This window comes from Methylophaga sp. (assembly GCF_965655755.1).
GTDB lineage: Bacteria > Pseudomonadota > Gammaproteobacteria > Nitrosococcales > Methylophagaceae > Methylophaga.
This window is the reverse complement of the sequence record NZ_CBFHHW010000019.1, coordinates 25,651-45,782: the sequence shown is the minus strand read 5'-3', so window position 1 is coordinate 45,782 and position 20,132 is coordinate 25,651. Positions and strand designations below refer to the sequence as shown.

General features: G+C 46.6%; 19 protein-coding genes and 1 pseudogene. All 20 read right to left on the bottom strand.

Features of this window, described 5'->3' with window-relative positions; all coding sequences use genetic code 11:
- Positions 1–590, bottom strand: a 590-nt coding sequence (locus ACTF5U_RS07865) for a glutamine synthetase beta-grasp domain-containing protein (protein WP_438971085.1), incomplete at its 3' end; no start/stop codon positions are given.
- Positions 591–768: 178 nt separating this feature from the next.
- The gene (locus ACTF5U_RS07860; RefSeq protein ID WP_438971084.1) at positions 769–996 is read right to left on the bottom strand and encodes a sulfurtransferase TusA family protein; all 228 of its coding nucleotides are present in this window, start codon (positions 994–996) and stop codon (positions 769–771) included.
- Positions 993–2,045 (bottom strand): tRNA (5-methylaminomethyl-2-thiouridylate)-methyltransferase, encoded by a 1,053-nt coding sequence (locus ACTF5U_RS07855; protein ID WP_438971083.1) that lies wholly within the window; start codon positions 2,043–2,045, stop codon positions 993–995. Before ACTF5U_RS07855 ends, ACTF5U_RS07860 begins: the two co-directional genes overlap by 4 nt.
- A gap of 8 nt (positions 2,046–2,053) precedes the next feature.
- Positions 2,054–3,496 carry a metalloprotease TldD gene (tldD, locus tag ACTF5U_RS07850; protein WP_438971082.1) on the bottom strand — a complete coding sequence of 481 codons (1,443 nt, stop codon included), beginning with the start codon at positions 3,494–3,496 and terminating at the stop codon, positions 2,054–2,056.
- A 42-nt stretch (positions 3,497–3,538) separates the two neighbouring features.
- Complete coding sequence (locus tag ACTF5U_RS07845) at positions 3,539–7,342, bottom strand: YhdP family protein (protein WP_438971081.1); 3,804 nt, start codon at positions 7,340–7,342, stop codon at positions 3,539–3,541.
- An 8-nt stretch (positions 7,343–7,350) separates the two neighbouring features.
- The gene (gene rng, locus ACTF5U_RS07840) at positions 7,351–8,823 is read right to left on the bottom strand and encodes a ribonuclease G (protein ID WP_438971080.1); all 1,473 of its coding nucleotides are present in this window, start codon (positions 8,821–8,823) and stop codon (positions 7,351–7,353) included.
- Entirely contained in the window at positions 8,820–9,437 is a 618-nt protein-coding gene (locus ACTF5U_RS07835) for a Maf family protein (protein WP_438971079.1), read from the bottom strand. Before ACTF5U_RS07835 ends, rng begins: the two co-directional genes overlap by 4 nt.
- Positions 9,398–9,868 carry a 23S rRNA (pseudouridine(1915)-N(3))-methyltransferase RlmH gene (gene rlmH, locus ACTF5U_RS07830; RefSeq protein ID WP_438971078.1) on the bottom strand — a complete coding sequence of 157 codons (471 nt, stop codon included), beginning with the start codon at positions 9,866–9,868 and terminating at the stop codon, positions 9,398–9,400. Before rlmH ends, ACTF5U_RS07835 begins: the two co-directional genes overlap by 40 nt.
- Positions 9,865–10,221 (bottom strand): ribosome silencing factor, encoded by a 357-nt coding sequence (gene rsfS, locus ACTF5U_RS07825; protein WP_438971077.1) that lies wholly within the window; start codon positions 10,219–10,221, stop codon positions 9,865–9,867. Before rsfS ends, rlmH begins: the two co-directional genes overlap by 4 nt.
- 69 nt (positions 10,222–10,290) lie before the next feature.
- Positions 10,291–11,121 carry a YdcF family protein gene (locus ACTF5U_RS07820; protein WP_438971076.1) on the bottom strand — a complete coding sequence of 277 codons (831 nt, stop codon included), beginning with the start codon at positions 11,119–11,121 and terminating at the stop codon, positions 10,291–10,293.
- Positions 11,121–11,783 carry a nicotinate-nucleotide adenylyltransferase gene (nadD, locus tag ACTF5U_RS07815; protein WP_438971075.1) on the bottom strand — a complete coding sequence of 221 codons (663 nt, stop codon included), beginning with the start codon at positions 11,781–11,783 and terminating at the stop codon, positions 11,121–11,123. Before nadD ends, ACTF5U_RS07820 begins: the two co-directional genes overlap by 1 nt.
- Positions 11,764–13,053, bottom strand: coding sequence for a glutamate-5-semialdehyde dehydrogenase (locus ACTF5U_RS07810; RefSeq protein WP_438971074.1), 1,290 nt, complete (start codon positions 13,051–13,053; stop codon positions 11,764–11,766). The genes nadD and ACTF5U_RS07810 overlap by 20 nt, the downstream gene beginning before the upstream one ends.
- Entirely contained in the window at positions 13,050–14,069 is a 1,020-nt protein-coding gene (gene holA, locus ACTF5U_RS07805; RefSeq protein WP_438971073.1) for a DNA polymerase III subunit delta, read from the bottom strand. Before holA ends, ACTF5U_RS07810 begins: the two co-directional genes overlap by 4 nt.
- 3 nt (positions 14,070–14,072) lie before the next feature.
- Entirely contained in the window at positions 14,073–14,570 is a 498-nt protein-coding gene (locus tag ACTF5U_RS07800; RefSeq protein WP_438971072.1) for an LPS-assembly lipoprotein LptE, read from the bottom strand.
- A gap of 15 nt (positions 14,571–14,585) precedes the next feature.
- On the bottom strand, positions 14,586–17,042 hold the full coding sequence (gene leuS, locus ACTF5U_RS07795) for a leucine--tRNA ligase (protein ID WP_438971071.1): 2,457 nt from the start codon (positions 17,040–17,042) through the stop codon (positions 14,586–14,588).
- Between the two features lie 156 nt (positions 17,043–17,198).
- A complete protein-coding gene (locus ACTF5U_RS07790) occupies positions 17,199–17,447 on the bottom strand; it encodes a YfhL family 4Fe-4S dicluster ferredoxin (protein ID WP_438971070.1) in 249 nt (82 codons plus the stop codon).
- 40 nt (positions 17,448–17,487) lie between these two features.
- Positions 17,488–17,976, bottom strand: coding sequence for a pantetheine-phosphate adenylyltransferase (coaD, locus tag ACTF5U_RS07785; protein ID WP_438971069.1), 489 nt, complete (start codon positions 17,974–17,976; stop codon positions 17,488–17,490).
- Entirely contained in the window at positions 17,973–18,563 is a 591-nt protein-coding gene (gene rsmD, locus ACTF5U_RS07780; RefSeq protein WP_438971068.1) for a 16S rRNA (guanine(966)-N(2))-methyltransferase RsmD, read from the bottom strand. The genes coaD and rsmD overlap by 4 nt, the downstream gene beginning before the upstream one ends.
- Complete coding sequence (locus tag ACTF5U_RS07775) at positions 18,538–19,851, bottom strand: M16 family metallopeptidase (RefSeq protein ID WP_438971067.1); 1,314 nt, start codon at positions 19,849–19,851, stop codon at positions 18,538–18,540. Before ACTF5U_RS07775 ends, rsmD begins: the two co-directional genes overlap by 26 nt.
- Positions 19,841–20,132 (bottom strand): annotated as a pseudogene (locus tag ACTF5U_RS07770) (insulinase family protein); the annotation flags it as partial. The gene ACTF5U_RS07775 and the pseudogene ACTF5U_RS07770, both read right to left, overlap by 11 nt.

Here is a 20,132-nt window from a genome sequence, read left to right as displayed (position 1 = left end):
CACATTGCACTTCGCACGTCTTGCAGTGAATCAACGGGTGGAACTGGGAAATAACCACCTTTAACGCTTGGGCGATGTCCCATGTTACCGTCAGCAAATACTTTTTCTGTGTTCCAAGAAGACTCATCAGAATCAACTTTATAGAAGGCACCTGAAATGTCGCTCCCCCAACGCACATCATCCAAAACGAAAAATTCGTTTTCCGGACCAAAAAAAGCGGTATCAGCTGTGCCAGTCGATTTCATATACGCTTCTGCACGGTGTGCAACAGAACGTGGATCACGCTCGTAACCTTGCATAGTGGCTGGCTCAACAACATCACATGTAAGGATCATTGTCATGTCATCCATGAACGGATCCAGAACAGCAGTGGATGCATCTGGCATCAGAATCATGTCTGATTCGTTAATACCTTTCCAGCCTGCCACAGATGAACCATCGAACATTGCGCCTTCTGTAAAACTATCTTCATCGATGGAATGTGCAGGGTAAGAAACATGTTGTTCTTTACCACGCGAGTCGGTAAAACGGAAGTCAACAAACTTGACGTCCTCGTCTTTAATCATCTGAAGCACTTTTTCGACTGACATTTAACTTCTCCAATTTATATAAAACTGCACTCTCGTAAGTGCAAAAAAAACATACAAAATCATACAGCAGAAATCACGCCAACTTCCACAACAAGGAAAATCAAGTATTTAGTTGCACCCACAGCGTGCATTCGCGCCAATATGGTGCATAACGATACTTGAGCGATCCATTTTGGTGCTACGCACCAACTCGAACCGTTATTGTGATTTCATCCTCGGTTTGAACTGAGTCAATTACTTCATGGCCGTTAATTCTGGCCCAGGCCGGAATATCACTTAGTACACCAGGATCGGTACAAACCACATCCACCGTATCGCCGGTTTTCATTTGTGCCACTTTATTCTGTGTTTTAATAACAGGCATGGGACATAACATTCTGCGGGCATCAAGCTGTTCATGGCTCATACATACCACTCCTGCAAAATTTGCTCAGCCGCTAATGGGGGCGTTGTTATTTGTTGATTGCCCAGTTCAGGTAAATTGATGTCCAGTTTCACTTCCTCTGCATTTCGCCCCTGACCAAAACGGGCCACAATACTTGCAGCAAACGAATATTGTTCTTCATTGAAGTCTCCGTCAACCAGAGCCATAGGCCCACTGTGACTAAGCGCATAAATACTGGGAAATTGTTTACGATACCCTTCCAGAAATTTACTTTCCCCCGCATCACGCGCAATGATCAATTTAAATCCGGGTGCCGGACGAATATGGCGACCAACCTTAAGTAGCATAATGTCATCCATCTCGTACTCTCGGCTGTTACGGGCTTGCCACAAGTCGACAAGTTTATCGGAGTAACTTTTATCAGTTAAGAAGCAGCAACCACCGGCTGGTGTCGCAAAGTCATTCAGGCCAAAAGATTTGGCCAGAGCAATTTGAGGCTTACGGTTACGACCACTGAAATCATAAAGTTTTTCACGATCGACCCAGCCCTCACGCTCAGGCAATGTTTCAGGTAAATTTTTGGCACACAAAGGTCGTAACAACAAATCATCTGCGCCTGACTCGGCCGAGATAATAGGCATTGTTTTTTTACGCTGAGACATGGGGCGCTGACCAATCACTTCACCGGTAATGATGAAGTCAAAGCCGTCTTTATGATGTTCTTTCACCCACTCAACCGCTTTACCGACCATGAAGATTTTACAGTCGAGGCATGGGTTCATATTGGCGCCATAACCATGTTTGGGGTTGAGCAATACATCTTTGTATTCTTCGATGACATCGACGATATGCAATTTAATACCTAATTGCTCGGCCACCCATAAGGCATTGTTACGTTTTTGCTTGTCTTTATCCTGATTACGGATAGCGTGAGTGTGGCCTTCAACACAGAAGCCGGTATAGAAGTTGATGCCTTCAACTTCGACACCTTGTTCCTGAAGTACCCGTACTGCCAGCATTGAATCAAGGCCACCTGAAATCAGAGCAACCGCTTTATGTTTTCTTGCCATATTCTTTATTACGCTGTTCCGCCTACGGTTAATGCATCCACTTTCAGCGTTGGTTGACCTACACCGACGGGAACGCTTTGGCCTTCCTTACCGCAGTTACCCACACCAGAGTCAAGTTCCAGATCATCCCCGACCATTGAAATACGCTGCATGACTTCTGGCCCGTTGCCGATAAGTGTTGCGCCTTTAACAGGCTGTGTAATTTTGCCATTCTCAATCAGGTAGGCTTCACTGGTGGAAAAAACGAATTTGCCGGATGTGATGTCCACCTGACCGCCGCCAAAATTAACCGCATAGATGCCTTTTTCGACTGAGGCTATGATTTCTTCTGCCTTATGCTCACCCGGCAACATATAGGTATTTGTCATTCTGGGCATCGGTAGATGTGCATAGGATTCACGGCGACCATTGCCGGTACTCTTTGTCCCCATCAGACGTGCGTTATGCTTATCCTGCATGTAGCCGGTAAGTTTACCTTTCTCGATAAGCGTAGTGAATTGTGCTTCCTCACCTTCATCATCGATATTTAATGAACCGCGTCTGAATTCAAGTGTGCCATCATCAACGATAGTACAAAGTGGCGAAGCTACCTGCTCCCCCATGCGTCCGGAAAAAGTCGACGTACCTCGACGATTAAAGTCTCCCTCCAAACCATGACCGACTGCTTCATGTAAAAGCACACCCGGCCAACCATTTCCCAATACAACAGGCATTGTACCTGCAGGCGCTGCAACAGCTTCAAGATTTACAAGAGCGAGGCGAACAGCTTCCTGAGCATATTTTACTGCGAGGTTGTTATCCTCAAAGTAATGATAATCCATGCGTCTGCCGCCACCAGCACTACCGCGTTCACGACGTCCGTTTGATTCAACAATCACACTGACATTCATTCTAACTAACGGTCGTATATCCGTCGCATAAGTCCCGTCACTTGCGGCGATCAAGACAGTATCAATACCGCCGGCAAGGCTGACGTTGACCTGCTTAACACGAGGATCAGCAGCTCTTGCTGCAGCATCAGCTTCACGCAATAAGGCAAGTTTGTCTTCCACTGACAATGCCAAAATTGGATCATTGTGTGAGTATAGAATTGGGCTGGTATTTTTTTGCCAGACCGCACATTGCTGTTCACTGCCCTGCTGTGAAATAGCCTGAGCGGCTTTCGCCGCTTTATTCAAAGCTGGTAATACAAGGTCATCAGAATAGGCAAATCCGGTTTTTTCACCACTGCAGGCACGCACACCCACACCTTGCTCCAAATGATATCCACCGTCTTTAATGATGCCATCTTCCAGCACCCAGCTTTCCTGACGTGATTGCTGGAAATACAGATCGGCATAATCAACACCTCGCGTCATCGTCGTGGCGAGTGCTAATTCCAAATCATTATCTTTCAGGCCAGCAGGCTCTAAAAGCTGCTGTTGTACTTGTTCGGAAATCGATGCGTTCATCAATAAAATTCTGTTACGTCAAAGGTGTAATGATAACAGATTCTAGTTGGCGTCTGGATTGAGAATATTTAATTTCGGGCTGTCCCATGGGCCTGTTAATTGATAGCTGTAACTGATCAAGTTAACGATTTCACGATCAAATAGTGTTCCTGCTAATTTATCAAAAATAAGGATAGCAGTTCCGACTCCCAGTCCAACCGGCCCACCCGCCACTGCTCCTGCTATTGGGAGTGTAGATGAAACCTTGGGGGTAACTTTGACAATTTGATTATAGGTTTTATTGACCATATCAATCGGGCCCATAACCTCAATCTCAGCTGAATCACCCTGCATGGTTAAATCATCGGTTCGGGCAATGCCATTAGCAAAACTAAAGGTGCCGTTAATTGAACTGAAATCAAAGCCTTTGCCAAATAAATCGCTAAAATCCAGTGACAGCCTGCGTGGAATGGCTGCGATACTTAACAAGCCAAAAAACCGACCAGCAGCGCCCGGCTCTACATCAATCAAACTACCTCTTCCAACCGTTAAATCCAGCTCACCGTTTAATGCCTGGCGGGAGAATGACAATGGGTCACCGGTCCAGTTTAAATTACCCGTTAATTGCAACTGACGCGCTTCAATCGCTTGTTGATAATCAAAGTGCGCTAACAAAGCTTTGAGATCATCACTGGAAAGCATGAGATCAAATTCACTTCTATCCAGACTATCCGTTTTTGACCACTGACCTGTTGCAGACGCATTCATAACCGGTGAGCTCAGACTGGCAGATTCAAGAGTCCAATTAGAAGACGAACGTTGAGCCCTAAGACTTAATTTTCCGAAACGCATGCCATCCACTTCGAGCTCGTCTATAGCCACCCGCATACTGGGCCATAAAGCACGTGATGACATGCTAACGTCCTTTTCAGAGTTATTTTCCGGCAATTTCAGTTTCAGATGGGCCAGATTAATGGCGAGAGGCTGGTTACCGCTCAGATCCTGAGGAATACCAATTTGTCCCTTGATTTGCGGTGAACTCAATGCCACTTGCCAGTCTGATGTTGTCTGATGGGCTTCAAGATGTACATCTTTGATTGTTTGTTGAGCCACTAACAAGCTGTCTAGACGAATGCTAAGACTATTAATATCCAGTTTTTTTTGTTTTTCTTTTTCTGGTCGGTTTGACTGCCAGGCAAGCCACTTATCTAAATCCAATTCAGGCAATGAACCGGCAACATCAAAACCATCAGCGACTGTTTCTGACTTGTCTCCGCCAAGCATCAATTGACCACTCACACCTGTATCATTCTGGATCAGTGTTGTATTGAACCAATTATCAAAGCTGACCCGATAAACCAATTCCCCGAGAGAGTTTTGATTGATAGATAGGGATGCTTGTTTAGCCTGTTCTGCTGTTTTGGCCAGCGGTTCGGGAGTCTCAATGGTAATCCCCTCAAGAGTGGACTCTATAACAACCCCGACATCGAACATCCCTTCTTCGGGCTCCCGAACCTGAATTTTTGTCAGATAGTCAGCATGGCCTGAGATAAAATTCGGCACACTCCCCGGCCAGATTGCGTTGATTTGTGTAGTCGAAGTATTGCCTTTGACTTTCACTAGTGTCTGACCATTTTCTGGTTCAACACTGGCGACAGCAGGTTCACCTAAAATAACGGCTTTGATTTGCTCCGAGGTAACACCATCATTATTAAAGTTGAGCAGACCATTAATCTCAGTAATATGAAAATCCGGCATAGCATTCAGTCTGATTTTACTGTTCTCAAATGTTACATGGCCGAAAGCTTGTGTTGCATCAGGATCAATCAACGGGACCATCAGTTGTAATTGAATATCACTGTTACCTTCAACCTGAAATGATTCAGCGATACTGCCAAAACGGTTTTGTAACGGACTATTCTGTAAGAAGCTTATCGCTTGCTTTGTTGTCCCATTAAGTAAGCCATCAACCCGTAAAATAGGATTTGAAAGCACAAGGTTAGAAATCGTTGTGGTGACGTCATTAAAAGCAAAGCCGGCTATATTCCCTGACTGACTTTTGATTGTCAGATTGTTGCCCTGACCACTTATTTGACCATTGACATTGACGATATCAGGCCATCCGGGCGCGTAGTGAAGTTGTGCATTTTCTACCTGCAACTGCATATCAAAATCACCCTGCGCAGGCGATGATTCAAATGGAAATTCAGCGGGATTTCCCTGCAGTGTAATATGGCCTGTTTTTATCACACCTTGCTTAAACGCATCATTAGCCCATGTTTTAAAATCATCAGGCATAATGCTTTGTGGCACGTAGGCTTTCCAGCGATTGATCACCACATCCTGCATAGTGAGAGTCAAATCTGTATCCGTTAACTCATTGTGATGACTGATCCTGCCATCTAATTGCAGGTTGAGATCCTCATTCCAGAGGCTAAGAGAATCAGCCACGACATGCCAGCCGTCATCAATGAACTGACCGCTCAGATTCCCAGTAAGTGAATCTAGAAAAACCGCATCTTCCAACCACGTATCCGCATAAATGGTGACATTATGGCTATCCATTTTAAGTTCGGCCTGCTGAGGGGTCCATTCTAAATCAAAGGTCAGACCATTCACTCCGGGGTATTCCTGCCATGGCAACATAGCCATATCCTTGGCATTAAACTGAATTGATTCCAGACCTGTATGCGCGTGATAGCTCAATGAAAGGTTACTTATATCACCGGCTGGCTTGGTTGTAATGAGAGGCTCTGGCATGCCATCCATCAATAAGGCAACAGCGGTGAAGTCACTCAGGCGCAGATAATTGGATTCTGCCTGGATCTCACCTTTCTCTGATTTTTTTATATCAAATCGTGTCAGTGGCCATAATTCACCCCCTGCCTGAACTTGTAGCCCTTCGCTATAAATCTGCCAGGTTTCAGCTTGACTCTGCCATTTCAGGCGGCCCTGCATACGGTTCACCTCAAAACTTTCGCTCTTACCATCAGCTTTTCTGCCTGAGACACTGACATCACTTAATGCCAAATTGATGTCTGCGCCGAAATGTCCCGTTTCAGCTTTAACCGCTTCAACCACAAACGAAGCTTTTCCCGACTCTATCAGCACACCATTAAGATCCTGCTCCGCCAATAATGGTTCCAATATTATGCTGCCGGCATCCAGTTTTCCCTGCCACGACTTTAACGTGTAATCCGAATGAATCTGTGCCTGCCCACTAAAACTCACTTCATCACCAATATGTTCAGGCAGCTGGATCGTCGCTGTGGTTAGCCAACTGTTATCAGCAAATGAAAAATTAGCTTGTGACAGTATGTAGTCACCGGATATAGAGGATTTTTGACGGTCATCATAAGCAATGGCAATATTACTTAGCTCTAATTGTTTAAGCCAGCTGAACCAACGTATAACTTCAGGTAATGTGGTGCCTGACAAATGGCGTTTGTCAGATTTCAATCCCATTAAGCGCACTTGCCCTTCCAGATTGCGCTCTACTGATAACGCGACACCACTGATGCTGGCATCTGCAACAACCGGCTCACGCTGTTCAATACTGGAAAAAATATCAAGGCTGAGGTAAAGCTGTTCTGCTGTCGCGACGGGTGCACTACCTGTTTTTTGCAGTAAAGTAACCTGACGCACTTCCAGCTTTGGAATTAAATCAAACCAGTATAATCCGGCTGATTCAATCGTGATGGGATAACCGGTTTTATCACTCGCCCAGGCAGCAATCTCATCTTTACGCTCGGCGACTTCATCGGACAACCAGACTGCGCCAATCAATCCTAACAAGCCAAGAATAATACAAATGACAAGCAGATAAAACAGCTGTCGACTGGCAATATGAAGACTGCGTAATAACATCGATAGCGTTACATCAACACGACGTTAAATTGCTCACGGCCATATTGCACCTCACATTGAAACAAAATCGGTTTGCCGATCATTTGTTCCAATTCTGCCACTGTGGTCGAATCTTCGTCATTTAGCCTGTCAATAATATCCTGCGAGGCTAGAATCAAAAACTGCTTGGTTTCATACTGCTTAGCAGCACGCATGATCTCACGAAAAATTTCATAACAAACGGTTTCGACATTTTTGGTATACCCCTTCCCATCACAACATGGACAGGGCTCACACAGAATGTGACCCAGACTTTCCCGAGTTCGCTTACGGGTCATTTCTACCAGACCTAACTCGGATACCGCACTGATATTGTGACGTGCCCTGTCGAAAGTCATCGCTTTTTCAAGCGCGCGTAATACCTGTTCCCGATGACCGACTTCATCCATGTCAATGAAGTCGATAATAATGATACCACCAAGATTCCTGACCCTGAGCTGTCTGGCAATCGCATGCGCGGCTTCCAGATTGGTTTTGAAGATGGTTTCTTCCAGATTCTTATGTCCGACAAACCCCCCCGTATTAATATCAATCGTTGTCATCGCCTCAGTCTGGTCAAATATCAGGTAACCACCTGACTTGAGAGGGACTTTTCGTTCCAATGCTTTCTGAATTTCATCCTCAACACCGAATAAATCAAATAAGGGCAAATCACCGGTGTAATGTTCCACCCGGACCGCACACTCGGGCATAAAGCCCTCAGCAAAGCGGACCGCCTTGTCGTAAGTTTCTTCAGCATCAATCCGGATACGCTCAATATCAGCAGAAAACAGATCCCGTAAAGCGCGCATAGCAAGCGGTAAATCTTCGTGTAAGGTTTCGCCACAGTTAACCAACTGTTTACGTTCCTGCAATTTAGCCCATAGTCGGTAGAGGAATTTCAGATCGGCTTCCAGTTCTGCCTCGGAGACTCCCTCTGCGACAGTTCGCAGAATATAACCGCCTGTGCCGGGCTCAAGCAAACTGATCAACGTAGCTTTAAGCCGCTCCCGTTCTTCTTCCGTTTCAATTTTAAGCGAAACACCAATGCCTTCTGTTTCGGGCATATAAACAAGGTATCTGGATGAAACCGAGAGTTGTGTGGTGAGCCTTGCTCCTTTGGTGCCCATCGGATCCTTGATTACCTGCACCAGGATTTCCTGACCTTCGCGTAATAAGCTACTGATGGTGGGCTCTACATTCGGCGCTTCTTTCAAATCGCCAGTCTGTCCCTTGGGGATGGACACATCTGATACATGTAAAAATGCTGCACGGGCCAAACCAATCTCGACAAAAGCCGCCTGCATACCGGGCAACACCCGACACACCTTGCCTTTGTAGATATTACCGACTAAGCCACGGTATTCATTACGTTCAATGTAGACTTCCTGCAACAAACCGTTTTCAACAACTGCAGCACGGGTTTCACTTGGCGTCACATTGATTAAAATTTCACTGCTCACGATTGGCTTTCCATTTGCTTCAAGAGTTGTCCTGTTTCTCTAATGGGCAGCCCCATAATTCCCGAATAACTACCTTGTATCGATTCGATAAATAACGCAGCCAGCCCCTGCACAGCGTAACTTCCTGCTTTATCCCCACCTTCACCGGTCGCAAGATACCAGTCGATATCGGCATCACTCAGTGGACAAAACTGTACTGTATTACTTGATACCTGACTTAGGGTCCGCTGCTCGTTTGCCAGCGCCACCGCCGTTAGTACTTGATGCGATTTTCCAGAGAGTAGTTTTAACATACGACGTGCATCATCGTCATCGACAGGTTTACCCAAAATTGCATTATTCACAACAACCGAGGTGTCAGCAGCCAGAACGGGCTTAGGGTCGGTTTCAAGTGTTAACGCTTTTCCCGCTTCAGCCTTTTCAATTGCAATACGTTTTACGTAATCGTAAGGTAATTCACCCTCATGAGCTGTTTCATCAATGTCAGGGTTGATTACTGCAAAATCGACTGCGATTTGCTCCAGAAGTTCGCGACGTCTCGGTGAGCGGGATGCAAGATAAATAGCAGGAAAAATCATGACCGATGATAGGGATGGTTTTGTAGAATCGTCCATGCACGATAGAGCTGTTCCACCATGACAATTCTTACCAGTGGATGCGGTAAGGTCAGAGCAGAAAGTGACCATTTCTGGGAAGCTCTCTGCAGACAGGTATTATCCAGACCATCGGGCCCTCCAACAAGCAAAGAGACGTCTCGTCCGTCGCTCAGCCAATTTTGCATCTGTTCAGACAATTGCTCTGTACTCCAGTTTTTGCCCTCAACGTCCAGGGCAACAACGTGATGACTATCTGGAATCGCAGCCAGAATCCGGCTTGCTTCGTCTTTTTTCCATTGCTCAGGCTGTGCCGTTTTACCCCGCTTTGCAGCGGGGATTTCGAGCAAGTGCACCTGACATTCACGCGGCAGCCGTTTACTGTATTCTTCGAATCCTTGTGTTACCCAGCCAGGCATTTTGGTGCCGACTGCGACAAGGTTGATTTTCATTCCTTATCAGCCGATACCTGCTCGCTGGTTTCGGGCACACTCCACAATTTTTCAAGGTTATAAGTCAATCGGGTTTGCGGCGTCATGATATGGGTAATGACATCACCAAGGTCCACCAGCGCCCAGTCACCGACATTTTCACCTTCAACACCGAGTGGTTGTATCCCAGCCGCTTTCGCCTGCATGACGACTTCGTTCGCCAGCGCTTTGACCTGACGACTGGACTTACCTGTAGCAATAATCATGATATCCGTAACATCTGTCATTTCAGTAACATCCAGTACCTGAATGTCTTCGGCCTTGATATCTTCTAACGCATCAATGACCAGTAATTTGAGTTTTTCAGCCTGCATTGGGCTCTCCGTAAAAAATAGTTATTTATAGTGTAACGCAAGGTTGTGCCTAGGTCTGTGTCGACTGCACTATTCTTGCTGTGTTTGTTTGTTAGACGCGCTGGGTTTTGGTAACCAAGAAGACGTCTTGCCTGTGGCAAAATAGGCTGTGAGTCCCAACCATTCATGCCATGCAGGTTCCAGTACCTGCAAATGTTCCAATAAATCAAAATCCCAGTAACGTTGATCAGGGTGGTTACTTCGGTGATCAACAGGATAAGGAATCACGCTTATACCCTCTTTTCTGGCAACACCAACTGATCGCGGCATATGAAATGCCGATGTAATCAGAAGATAAGTCCCCTCTGATTCGGGCAAAAGTGGTCTGATTAAACGAAAATTTTCTGCCGTGTTTCTTGCTTGAGTCTCGATAATCATACGTTCGCGCTTAATGCCGGCCTGAGTCAACAATGTCTCTGAGACCTTTCCATTGGTATCAATGTTTTGCATCTGTACCAAATTACTGCCGCCGGTATAAATCACGGTTGCCTCAGGATAAAGTCGACTTAATTCTGCTGCAGATAAAATGCGTTCCGCTGCCGAACCGACTTCCGCTTGATTCCAGCTTAATGACAATTTTAATTGTTCTGCACCACCCAAAACGATAATGCCGTCGATCTTTTCCGGCATTATTTCAGGCTTTGCAAACCGACTTTCCAATGGGTACATCAGATAATCACTGACCGGATAAGCCAGTATAAAAAAACCGGCCAGACTTATTAGTGTCACTATCCGCCTTGCTGAGCGCACGTATCCCATCCAAAGCAACAACGCAACTACAAGCAGCAACCAGATTACAACACTGCTGGGGCTGAGCAAGCCCCATAGTATTTTCGACAACAAGAAAAATTGATTATCCATCAATTACCTGCTGTATCAGGCTGATAAAGATTTAACTGTTCCATTAACGCGATCACAGCATCAGGGAGCAAATAGCGAACATCGCGTTGCTGGTTTAACTTATCGCGAATTGTCGTGGCTGAAATCGCCATCTGTGTTACCGGCAGAGACCAGATTTTACCCGAAGGCAGAGCTTTATCAGCTTCTTTGGCCTGATTCTGCTGATACCATTCAGCCAGTTCTGAATCTAGTCTGAGGTCTTCGTCCGGTCGTTGCATTACAACAATATGTGATAACTCCAGGATCTGCTGCCAACGAGACCAGGATGACAAGTCGCAAAACGCATCGGTTCCCATTAATACAAATAATGGATTATGCGGGTAATCATCACGCAGGCTAAGTAATGTATCAACCGTATAGGAAGGACCTTCACGTGAGAGTTCACGATCATCGACTTCCAGTTTCGGATGATTTTTGATTGCCAGTTCCAGCATCAAACGTCGTTCTGAAGCCGAAGCAACAGGCATGATACGGTGAGGCGGTATCGCGCAGGGAATGAGGCGCAATTGTGCGAGCCCAAGCTGCTCCACTATATCAAGCCCTGTTCGTAAGTGACCAAAATGGACGGGGTCAAACGTCCCGCCGAGGATGCCGATTGCAGGATTATTTTCTGATTTGGCCACTACCTAATACAATCCATTTTTGTGATGTCAGCCCTTCCAGTCCGACCGGACCGCGAGCATGAATTTTGTCTGTTGAAATGCCAATTTCTGCACCCAGGCCATATTCAAAGCCATCCGCAAAACGGGTAGAGGCATTGACCATCACAGAACTAGAATCGACTTCAGCCAGAAAACGGCGCGCACGCTGATAGTTTTCAGTCACAATCGACTCCGTATGACCCGAACTATGCTGGTGAATATGCTCCATTGCAGCATCCAGACCATCCACAATTTTGATTGACAACACAGGCGCTAGATATTCTGTATCCCAGTCCTCATCCGTTGCCGCATTGATATCATTAAGAATTGCACGCGTATGAGTACAACCTCGCAGTTCAACTTTTTCATCAGCATAACGCACTGCCAGACGGGGCAGAATCTGCTCGGCTATCGATGTGTCGACCAATAAGGTCTCCATTGCGTTACAAACACCATAGCGATGACATTTTGCATTGACTGCAATGGCTTCTGCCATCATTAAATCTGCATCGCTATCAATATAAACGTGACAGATACCATCCAGATGTTTGATAACAGGTACGCGGGCATCATTACTAATGCGTTCGATAAGCCCTTTGCCACCACGTGGCACGATCACATCAACATACTCAGACATGGTGATTAACTGGCCAACCGCGGCGCGATCGGTGGTCTGCACAACCTGCACAGCTGTATCAGGCAAGCCCGCAGATTCCAGTCCACGCCGAATACAGGCTGCAATCGCCTGATTAGAATGAATGGCTTCACTTCCTCCGCGTAAGATGGTTGCATTGCCTGATTTAAGACACAACGCTGCTGCATCGGCTGTAACATTAGGCCGCGATTCATAAATAATACCGACAACCCCTAAAGGCACACGCATACGTCCCAACTGAATTCCCGAAGGACGGTAAGTCATATCACTGACTTCCCCTACTGGATCTGGTAGAGCGGCAATTTGCTCTAGCCCTTCAGCCATCGATTCAATACGCGCATCGGTCAGCGTCAATCTGTCGAGTAGCGCATCATCCAGCCCTTTAGCTTTACCCGCTTCCAGATCTCGGGCATTTTCCAGCTTCAACGTTTCAACCGTGGCGCGTAGTTCGTTTGCCATAGCGAGTAAGGCCTGATTCTTTACATCAGTGCTGGCTCTGGCCAGAGCACGGCTCGCTGTTCGAGCGTGCTGCCCCAAGGTCTGCATATATTCATTTACGTCCAACGATGAACTCCCTACATCTAAATCTTGTTTCATGCCATTTTCACACCTGAAACTTGCAAGCAAAGTTTTTCCATTAATCGCCAAGGGCAGATTTTCACAATACCTTTGGCTGCCTGATCGATTTCAGCCATTTGCTGCAGAAACTGCTGCCATTGATGGCTTTCATATCGCCCCAGTGCCTGCCGCATTATCGGTTTATTTTTATCCCACACCGGCGGTCTCTGTGAGGCGAATACGCGATCCAGTTGTGCGCCTTGTTGTAGCTGCACTGACATATCCACCATTCGCCGCAAAGACCAGGACAGGGCAGAAAAAACCGCTAAGATATCAACACCTTCGGCTCGTAGACGTTCGATTATACGCGGGATTTTGCCACTCTGTCCCATTAACACGGTATCCACTAAACCAAACGCCTCAAAGCGTGCATTATCAGCCACCGACTGAACAATAAGCTCTTCCGTTAATGCGCCATCGGTACTCAGCAATTGCAGCTTGTCGATTTCTTGCGCCGCGGCAAATAAATTGCCTTCGACACGCTCAGCTATCAGTGCAGCGAGTTTGATATTGGATTGCAGGCCTTTTTGCTGCATACGCTGATTTATCCAGCCCGGTAATTGCGCTATGTCAATTGACCAGACAGGAACCGTCAGCCCCAGTTTATCGAGTTCGGTAAACCATTTGGCCTTTTGAGAACGGCTGTCGATTTTGCCGCTGATGATGATTAGCGTCGTGTCGGGAGGTGGATCAGCAACAAACCGCCGCAATGCTTCACCACCATCTTTACCGGGGCTACCGGATGGCAGCCGTATTTCTATAAGACGATGACTGGCAAACAGTGACAGTGATTGCTCCTGCCATTTAATTTGTGACCAATCAAAGCGGCCCTCAACGTGCCAGACTTCGCGATCATTCGCCCCTGCTTGGCGCACCTGAGTCCTGACTTTCTCGGCAGCCTCTTCAACCAGTAAGGCTTCATCACCATAAATCAGATAAACAGCTTGCAGGGATTGTTGCAGTGTTCCTTCTAAGTGTTCTGCTTTAACCCGCATTGCTTATTTCATTGCAGACAGACGTCTGAGGATGCTTTGTACCATCTGTTTATTCATATCCTCACGCAATATGCGTTGTTGTTCGTCCATCGCCAGAATCTGGTTTCGGTCAAATTGATAGTCACGACTGGCTTCTACCCGCTGCACATCACTCAAGACTTCACCTTTATCATCCGTCACCTTGAATGTCACCCAGGCATCAATTTCAAATTCACGGACTTTGGAATTAGAACCTATGGACAACACGCGTCTGTCGTATTTATTTTCCAACACTGTGAAAATAGCCGCTCCTTCCTGATATTCGTCCAGAACAACAATTCCATTGCGCTGTAAAGCACGTTTGAGGTGAATGCCCAAAGTATCCTGTTGTGTATTGATGCCTTGAAGATAGAGCGTTTTCAGCGCTTCCGGCACAGTGGCTTCGCCTCGAAGTTGAAAGCCACAACCTGCTAACATCAGCAGGAAAACACCCCAGACAATGCGCGACACAACACGATTCATGTTTCTTTCCTTTGTTTAACCTGCAACCACAATATTTAACAAACGTCCCGGTACCAGAATGACTTTACGGACTTCTTTTCCTTCCGTAAATTTCAGAATATTTTCCTCGGCAAAGGCGACAGCTTCAATCGCATCCTGATCCGCATCAGCCGCCACCGAAATTTTGGAGCGTAATTTACCATTGACTTGAATCATCAGCTCAATCTTATCTTGTTTCAATGCGGATTCATCCACTTCTGGCCACACAGCATCAATAACCGCTTCCTGATGTCCTAACTTCTGCCAGAGTTCATGACAGATATGCGGCGTAATCGGAGCTAACATTAAGACTATCAGCTCCAGACTTTCCTGTATAACAGTGCGCCCCTGGCCTGTTTCATCAGCATTTTTAGTGACCGCATTCATCAACTCCATGACTGCAGCAATAGCGGTATTGAAGGTATGACGACGACCAATATCATCACTGACTTTGGTCAGAGCCTGATGTGTTTGACGTCGCAGGTTCTGTAGGTCTTCAGTCAGCGCCGAAGTATCCAGTTTCTCAACAGCACCCTTTTCGACATGCTCTACAACAGCCCGCCATAATCGTCTAAGGAACCGGTTGGCGCCCTCTACGGCTTTATCCGACCATTCCAAAGACATTTCCGGTGGCGCGGCAAACATCATAAACAAGCGGGCTGTATCGGCACCATACTCATCAATCAGCGCCTGCGGATCCACAGTGTTGCCTTTCGATTTCGACATCTTGGCACCGTCTTTTAAGACCATGCCTTGTGTCAGCAGATTTTTGAATGGCTCATCTCCCGAGACTAGACCTTCATCCCGCATCAGTTTATGGAAAAAGCGTGCGTAGAGCAGATGTAAAACGGCATGCTCAATACCGCCGATGTACTGGTCAACCGGCAGCCAATAATCCGCACGTTCATCCAGCATCGCGTCTTCATTATCCGGGCAGGTAAAGCGGGCGTAATACCACGATGATTCAAAGAACGTATCAAACGTATCCGTCTCGCGTTCCGCATCAGCACCACACTCCGGACATTTACACTGATAAAATTCCGGCATTGATTTAATCGGTGAACCTGAACCATCAACAGTGACATCTTCCGGCAAACGAACAGGTAAATCAGTTTCAGGCACGGGTACGGAGCCACAATCAGGGCAGTTAATAATGGGGATTGGCGTGCCCCAGTAACGCTGTCGTGATACGCCCCAATCACGCAGGCGGAAGTTAACCTGGCGTTCACCTTTACTCTGTTCTGACAGAAAATCAGCGATTGCAGAAAATGCTTGCTCGCTGCTCAGCCCATCGAATTGTTGAGAGTTCAGCAAACGACCTTTTTCTGTGAATGCTTCCTGCTCAAGATTAATCGCAGCATCATCAACCGGTTCGATAACCTGCTTAATGGCTAAACCGTATTTTTGAGCAAATTCAAAATCACGCTGATCATGCGCGGGAACCGACATGACAGCTCCAGTGCCGTATCCCATCAAGACGAAGTTTGCTGCCCACACCGGGACCTGCTCACCAGTCACCGGGTGTGTAGCCATCAGCCCTGTCGCAACACCTTTCTTTTCAGCCGTTTCCAGTGCTGCTTCAGACGTTTCCATTTTGCGGCATTCTTCAACAAAGGCTTTCAGTTCGGTGTTGCTCTCAGCTGCCTGTATCGCCAGTGGATGCTCAGCAGCTACCGCTACATAACTCACACCCATCAGGGTGTCTGGACGTGTGGTGTAAACGCTCAGACTGTCACCTGAATCAGCAATATTAAATTCAATCTGTACACCTTCTGAACGGCCAATCCAGTTCGCCTGCATGGTGCGAACCTGCTCCGGCCAGCCATCTAATTGCTCCAGATCCGCCAGCAACTGATCGGCATAATCGGTGATTTTCATAAACCATTGCGGAATTTCACGACGTTCGACTTTCGTATCACAGCGCCAGCAACAGCCATCAATAACCTGCTCATTGGCAAGAACCGTGTTATCAACCGGACACCAGTTTACGGCAGCCGTTTTTTTATAGACCAGGCCTTTCTTATAGAGACGGGTAAACAGCCATTGCTCCCAGCGATAGTATTCCGGAGTACAGGTAGCTAACTCTCGTTTCCAATCATAGCCAAGTCCCAGACGCTGCAATTGTCCACGCATATAATCAATGTTTTGATAGGTCCAGGCTGCGGGCGGTACTTTGTTTTTAATCGCCGCATTTTCAGCCGGTAGACCAAAGGCATCCCAGCCCATAGGTTGCAACACATTTTTGCCTTGCATGCGCTGATAACGCGAGATTACATCACCGATGGTGTAGTTTCGCACATGGCCCATATGCAACTGTCCACTTGGATAGGGAAACATAGACAGACAGAAAAACTTTTCCTTATCAGGATCTTCAACAACCTGAAAGCTGTTGTTGTCTTGCCAATATTGCTGGGCAATCGATTCCACTTCGTCAGGGCGATATTCTTGTTGCATGGATACTCTTTAAAATCGGGAACTTGAAAAGCGCTAAGGATACCTCAGCACGGCTTTTGCTCAAAATAAACTGTTCAACAAACTAAAAAAGCAGCCCGAGAGCTGCTTTATTAAGAATATTCTTTATTGAGCTTTGAGAAGCAGGTAAGCCAAGCTTTAGCCGGCCATTAAGGTCTCATACTTAGCATAGAGTTGATCATGAGTTTCTTCATGGTCAGGATCTTTCGGAATACAGTCCACCGGACAGACTTCCACACATTGAGGCGTATCGAAGTGACCGACGCACTCGGTACAAAGATCCGGATCAATTTCATATATCTCAGCGCCTTGCGAAATCGCCCCATTCGGGCATTCCGGCTCACATACATCACAGTTGATGCATTCATCGGTGATAAACAAGGACATCTCTTACTCCAACTTAAATTCAGGTGCGATCTTATCGCTGTTACTTGGGGGCAGGCAATTTATCTTTCAATGCTGCTTGCACGCAGGGTGCGACAAACTCAGATACATCACCGCCTAATACCGCTATTTCTTTGACCAGAGACGATGAGACAAAACTCAGGTTTTCCGCTGGCGTTAAGAATAACGTTTCCACTTTTGACTGCATACGACGGTTCATGGTTGCAAGTTGTAGTTCATATTCAAAATCAGATACCGCTCTTAAGCCACGGATAATCACATTCGCCCCCATATTGAGCGCTTCATTAACAAGCAAGCCTTCAAAACCACACACTTCAACATTAGGCAGTTCGTCAACCGTCTGTTTCGCAAGTTTTACCCGTTCATCCAGACTAAACATAGGCTGTTTACCCGGATTGATGGCAATCGCCACAATCACCTTGTCAAACAACGATGCCGCACGGTTGATAAGATCGATATGTCCATACGTGATGGGATCAAAGGTACCCGGATAAATCGCCGTGCGGCTCACTTGCTCACTCCAACCTCAAATGTGAATAAGCAGTATTTTACATCACCTGCCTGTTTTTCTTTAAACAAATGCCAACTTTCGGGTAATTGAGGTAAATCCTGCCGGCTCGGATACTCCAAGTAAATTCGCGCACCGTCACGTAGTAATCGTTTCTTGGTCAACAAATCAGCTATATCAGTCCACAAATTAAGTTGATAAGGCGGGTCGATAAAGACCAGATCAAACGGTTGCGCCTGCGCGGCAAGGAATTGCTCTGCTTGTCCGTGAATCAATTGGCATTGGTTTGCCTGCAACGTCGTAAGATTCGTTTTCAATTGTTGCCATGCTTGACGATCCGCTTCAACTAAAATGACGTCACTTGCGCCACGTGAGGCAGCTTCAAGTCCCAAAGCACCGCTTCCAGCAAACAAGTCAAGACAGCGACTGCCCCCCAACACCGGTTGTAACCAATTAAACACCGTCTCACGGACACGGTCACCTGTGGGTCTGAGTCCTTCTACGTCCGGAAAACCTAATTTACGGCCGCGCCAGATACCACCGATAATCCTCAGGTTGCCTACCCTATTCGCTTTGTTTTGTCTCGCCACCAACCAGTACCGTCAGCATCTTATCAGCATGAACCCGCCGCTTGAATGCATCTCTAATATCTGCCACTGACACTGCATTCACTTTGTCATTAAAGTTATCCAGATAATCCAGCGGCAAATTATAAAATCCTATCATAGACAGGTAGTCGGCTATCTTGTTGTTGCTATCCACACGCAAGGCAAAACCACCTGTAATATTCTGTTTTGCTGCGGTAAGTTCCTCTTCAGTGGGGCCGTTTTGAATGAAATCAGCCACCGTTTGTTTTAATACCGTCAAAGCTTCTTGTGTCTGATCATTACGGGTCTGCAAGCCAAACTGATAAGGGCCTTTTTTCTGCATTGGACGAAAGTAGCTATAAACACCATAGGTGAGCCCTCGCTTTTCCCGAATCTCATCACTTAATTGCGAGACCAATCCACTGCCACCGAGAATATGATTACCCACGTATAAAGAGAAATAGTCAGGATCATCACGCGACATTCCAATTTGTCCCATCATGATGGTGGTCTGGCTCGATGGATGGCTGATTTGCACCTTTTCTGCTTGTTCCAGCGGCATGACTTCCGGTATGTCTTTCGCCGCTTTACCTGTCTCGATACCGGACATGAGTTTTGCAGCAATCAAGGTCGCTTTAGCTTTATCAACAGCGCCGACAATGACAACCACCGCATTTTGGCTAACGTAATACTGTTCATAAAACTGTTTTAAATCATCAATTGTGATCTGGGAAACCGACTTCGTTTGTCCCGCAGGCATTTCGCTGTAGGGATGGTCTCCATAGATATTTTTATAAAATGCTCGTGTTGCTAGCGCAGAAGGAGACTGCTTTTCCGCCTGAATGCCTGTGAGTAATTGCTGTTGAATACGTTCAAATGAAGCTTCCGGAAAGCTCGGTGTATGCAATACAGATGAGAACATATTCAAAGCCTGCGAAAACGCCTTTTGCTCGGTCAGGCTTCGCAAACTTACGACGGCCATATCACGTTGTGAACTGGCTGAATACTTGGCACCGACACTGGCAAAAGCGGTTGCTATCTGGTCAGCGTTCATGTCGGCCGCGCCCTCATCCAGCATGGCACTGGTCATTTTGGCGATTCCGGGAAGGTCACCATCACGCGCGCCACCAGCGTTAAATACCACATTGATATCAACCATCGGCAACTCAGGTGCATTCACAAAATACACTCGCGCACCGTTATCTGTTTTCCAGTGTTGAATTTCAGGCGAAGCAAAAACGGGAGTGCTGATAATCAACGTTATTACGATAGCGAAAAACTTAGTGAACATGATTGCCTCCGGGTGCTGCTACTGGACGGCGACCATCAGATGGTAAAGGCACCAGTTCTGCAGTGGTTAGTTTGTCATCAACAAAATATTTGTTGGCGACTGCCTGAATTTGCTCTGCAGTGACCGCTTTCACATTGTCTACATATTGATCACTCAGTTTCCAATTTAAACCGATGGTTTCCAGCATGCCGATTTGCATCGCTTGATAAAACACGCTGTCACGCTCATATACAGCCTCGGCAACCACTTGTGCTTTCACGCGATCAAGCTCCTCTTGTGTC

Excerpts from the sequence above, each read along its gene's own strand:
- ACTF5U_RS07860 (WP_438971084.1), bottom strand. The coding sequence starts at position 996 with ATGAGCCATGAACAGCTTGATGCCCGCAGAATGTTATGTCCCATGCCT.
- ACTF5U_RS07855 (WP_438971083.1), bottom strand. The coding sequence starts at position 2,045 with ATGGCAAGAAAACATAAAGCGGTTGCTCTGATTTCAGGTGGCCTTGAT.
- tldD (WP_438971082.1), bottom strand. The coding sequence starts at position 3,496 with ATGAACGCATCGATTTCCGAACAAGTACAACAGCAGCTTTTAGAGCCT.
- ACTF5U_RS07845 (WP_438971081.1), bottom strand. The coding sequence starts at position 7,342 with ATGTTATTACGCAGTCTTCATATTGCCAGTCGACAGCTGTTTTATCTG.
- ACTF5U_RS07835 (WP_438971079.1), bottom strand. The coding sequence starts at position 9,437 with ATGGACGATTCTACAAAACCATCCCTATCATCGGTCATGATTTTTCCT.
- rlmH (WP_438971078.1), bottom strand. The coding sequence starts at position 9,868 with ATGAAAATCAACCTTGTCGCAGTCGGCACCAAAATGCCTGGCTGGGTA.
- rsfS (WP_438971077.1), bottom strand. The coding sequence starts at position 10,221 with ATGCAGGCTGAAAAACTCAAATTACTGGTCATTGATGCGTTAGAAGAT.
- ACTF5U_RS07820 (WP_438971076.1), bottom strand. The coding sequence starts at position 11,121 with ATGGATAATCAATTTTTCTTGTTGTCGAAAATACTATGGGGCTTGCTC.
- ACTF5U_RS07810 (WP_438971074.1), bottom strand. The coding sequence starts at position 13,053 with ATGAAACAAGATTTAGATGTAGGGAGTTCATCGTTGGACGTAAATGAA.
- holA (WP_438971073.1), bottom strand. The coding sequence starts at position 14,069 with ATGCGGGTTAAAGCAGAACACTTAGAAGGAACACTGCAACAATCCCTG.
- ACTF5U_RS07800 (WP_438971072.1), bottom strand. The coding sequence starts at position 14,570 with ATGAATCGTGTTGTGTCGCGCATTGTCTGGGGTGTTTTCCTGCTGATG.
- leuS (WP_438971071.1), bottom strand. The coding sequence starts at position 17,042 with ATGCAACAAGAATATCGCCCTGACGAAGTGGAATCGATTGCCCAGCAA.
- ACTF5U_RS07790 (WP_438971070.1), bottom strand. The coding sequence starts at position 17,447 with ATGTCCTTGTTTATCACCGATGAATGCATCAACTGTGATGTATGTGAG.
- ACTF5U_RS07775 (WP_438971067.1), bottom strand. The coding sequence starts at position 19,851 with ATGTTCACTAAGTTTTTCGCTATCGTAATAACGTTGATTATCAGCACT.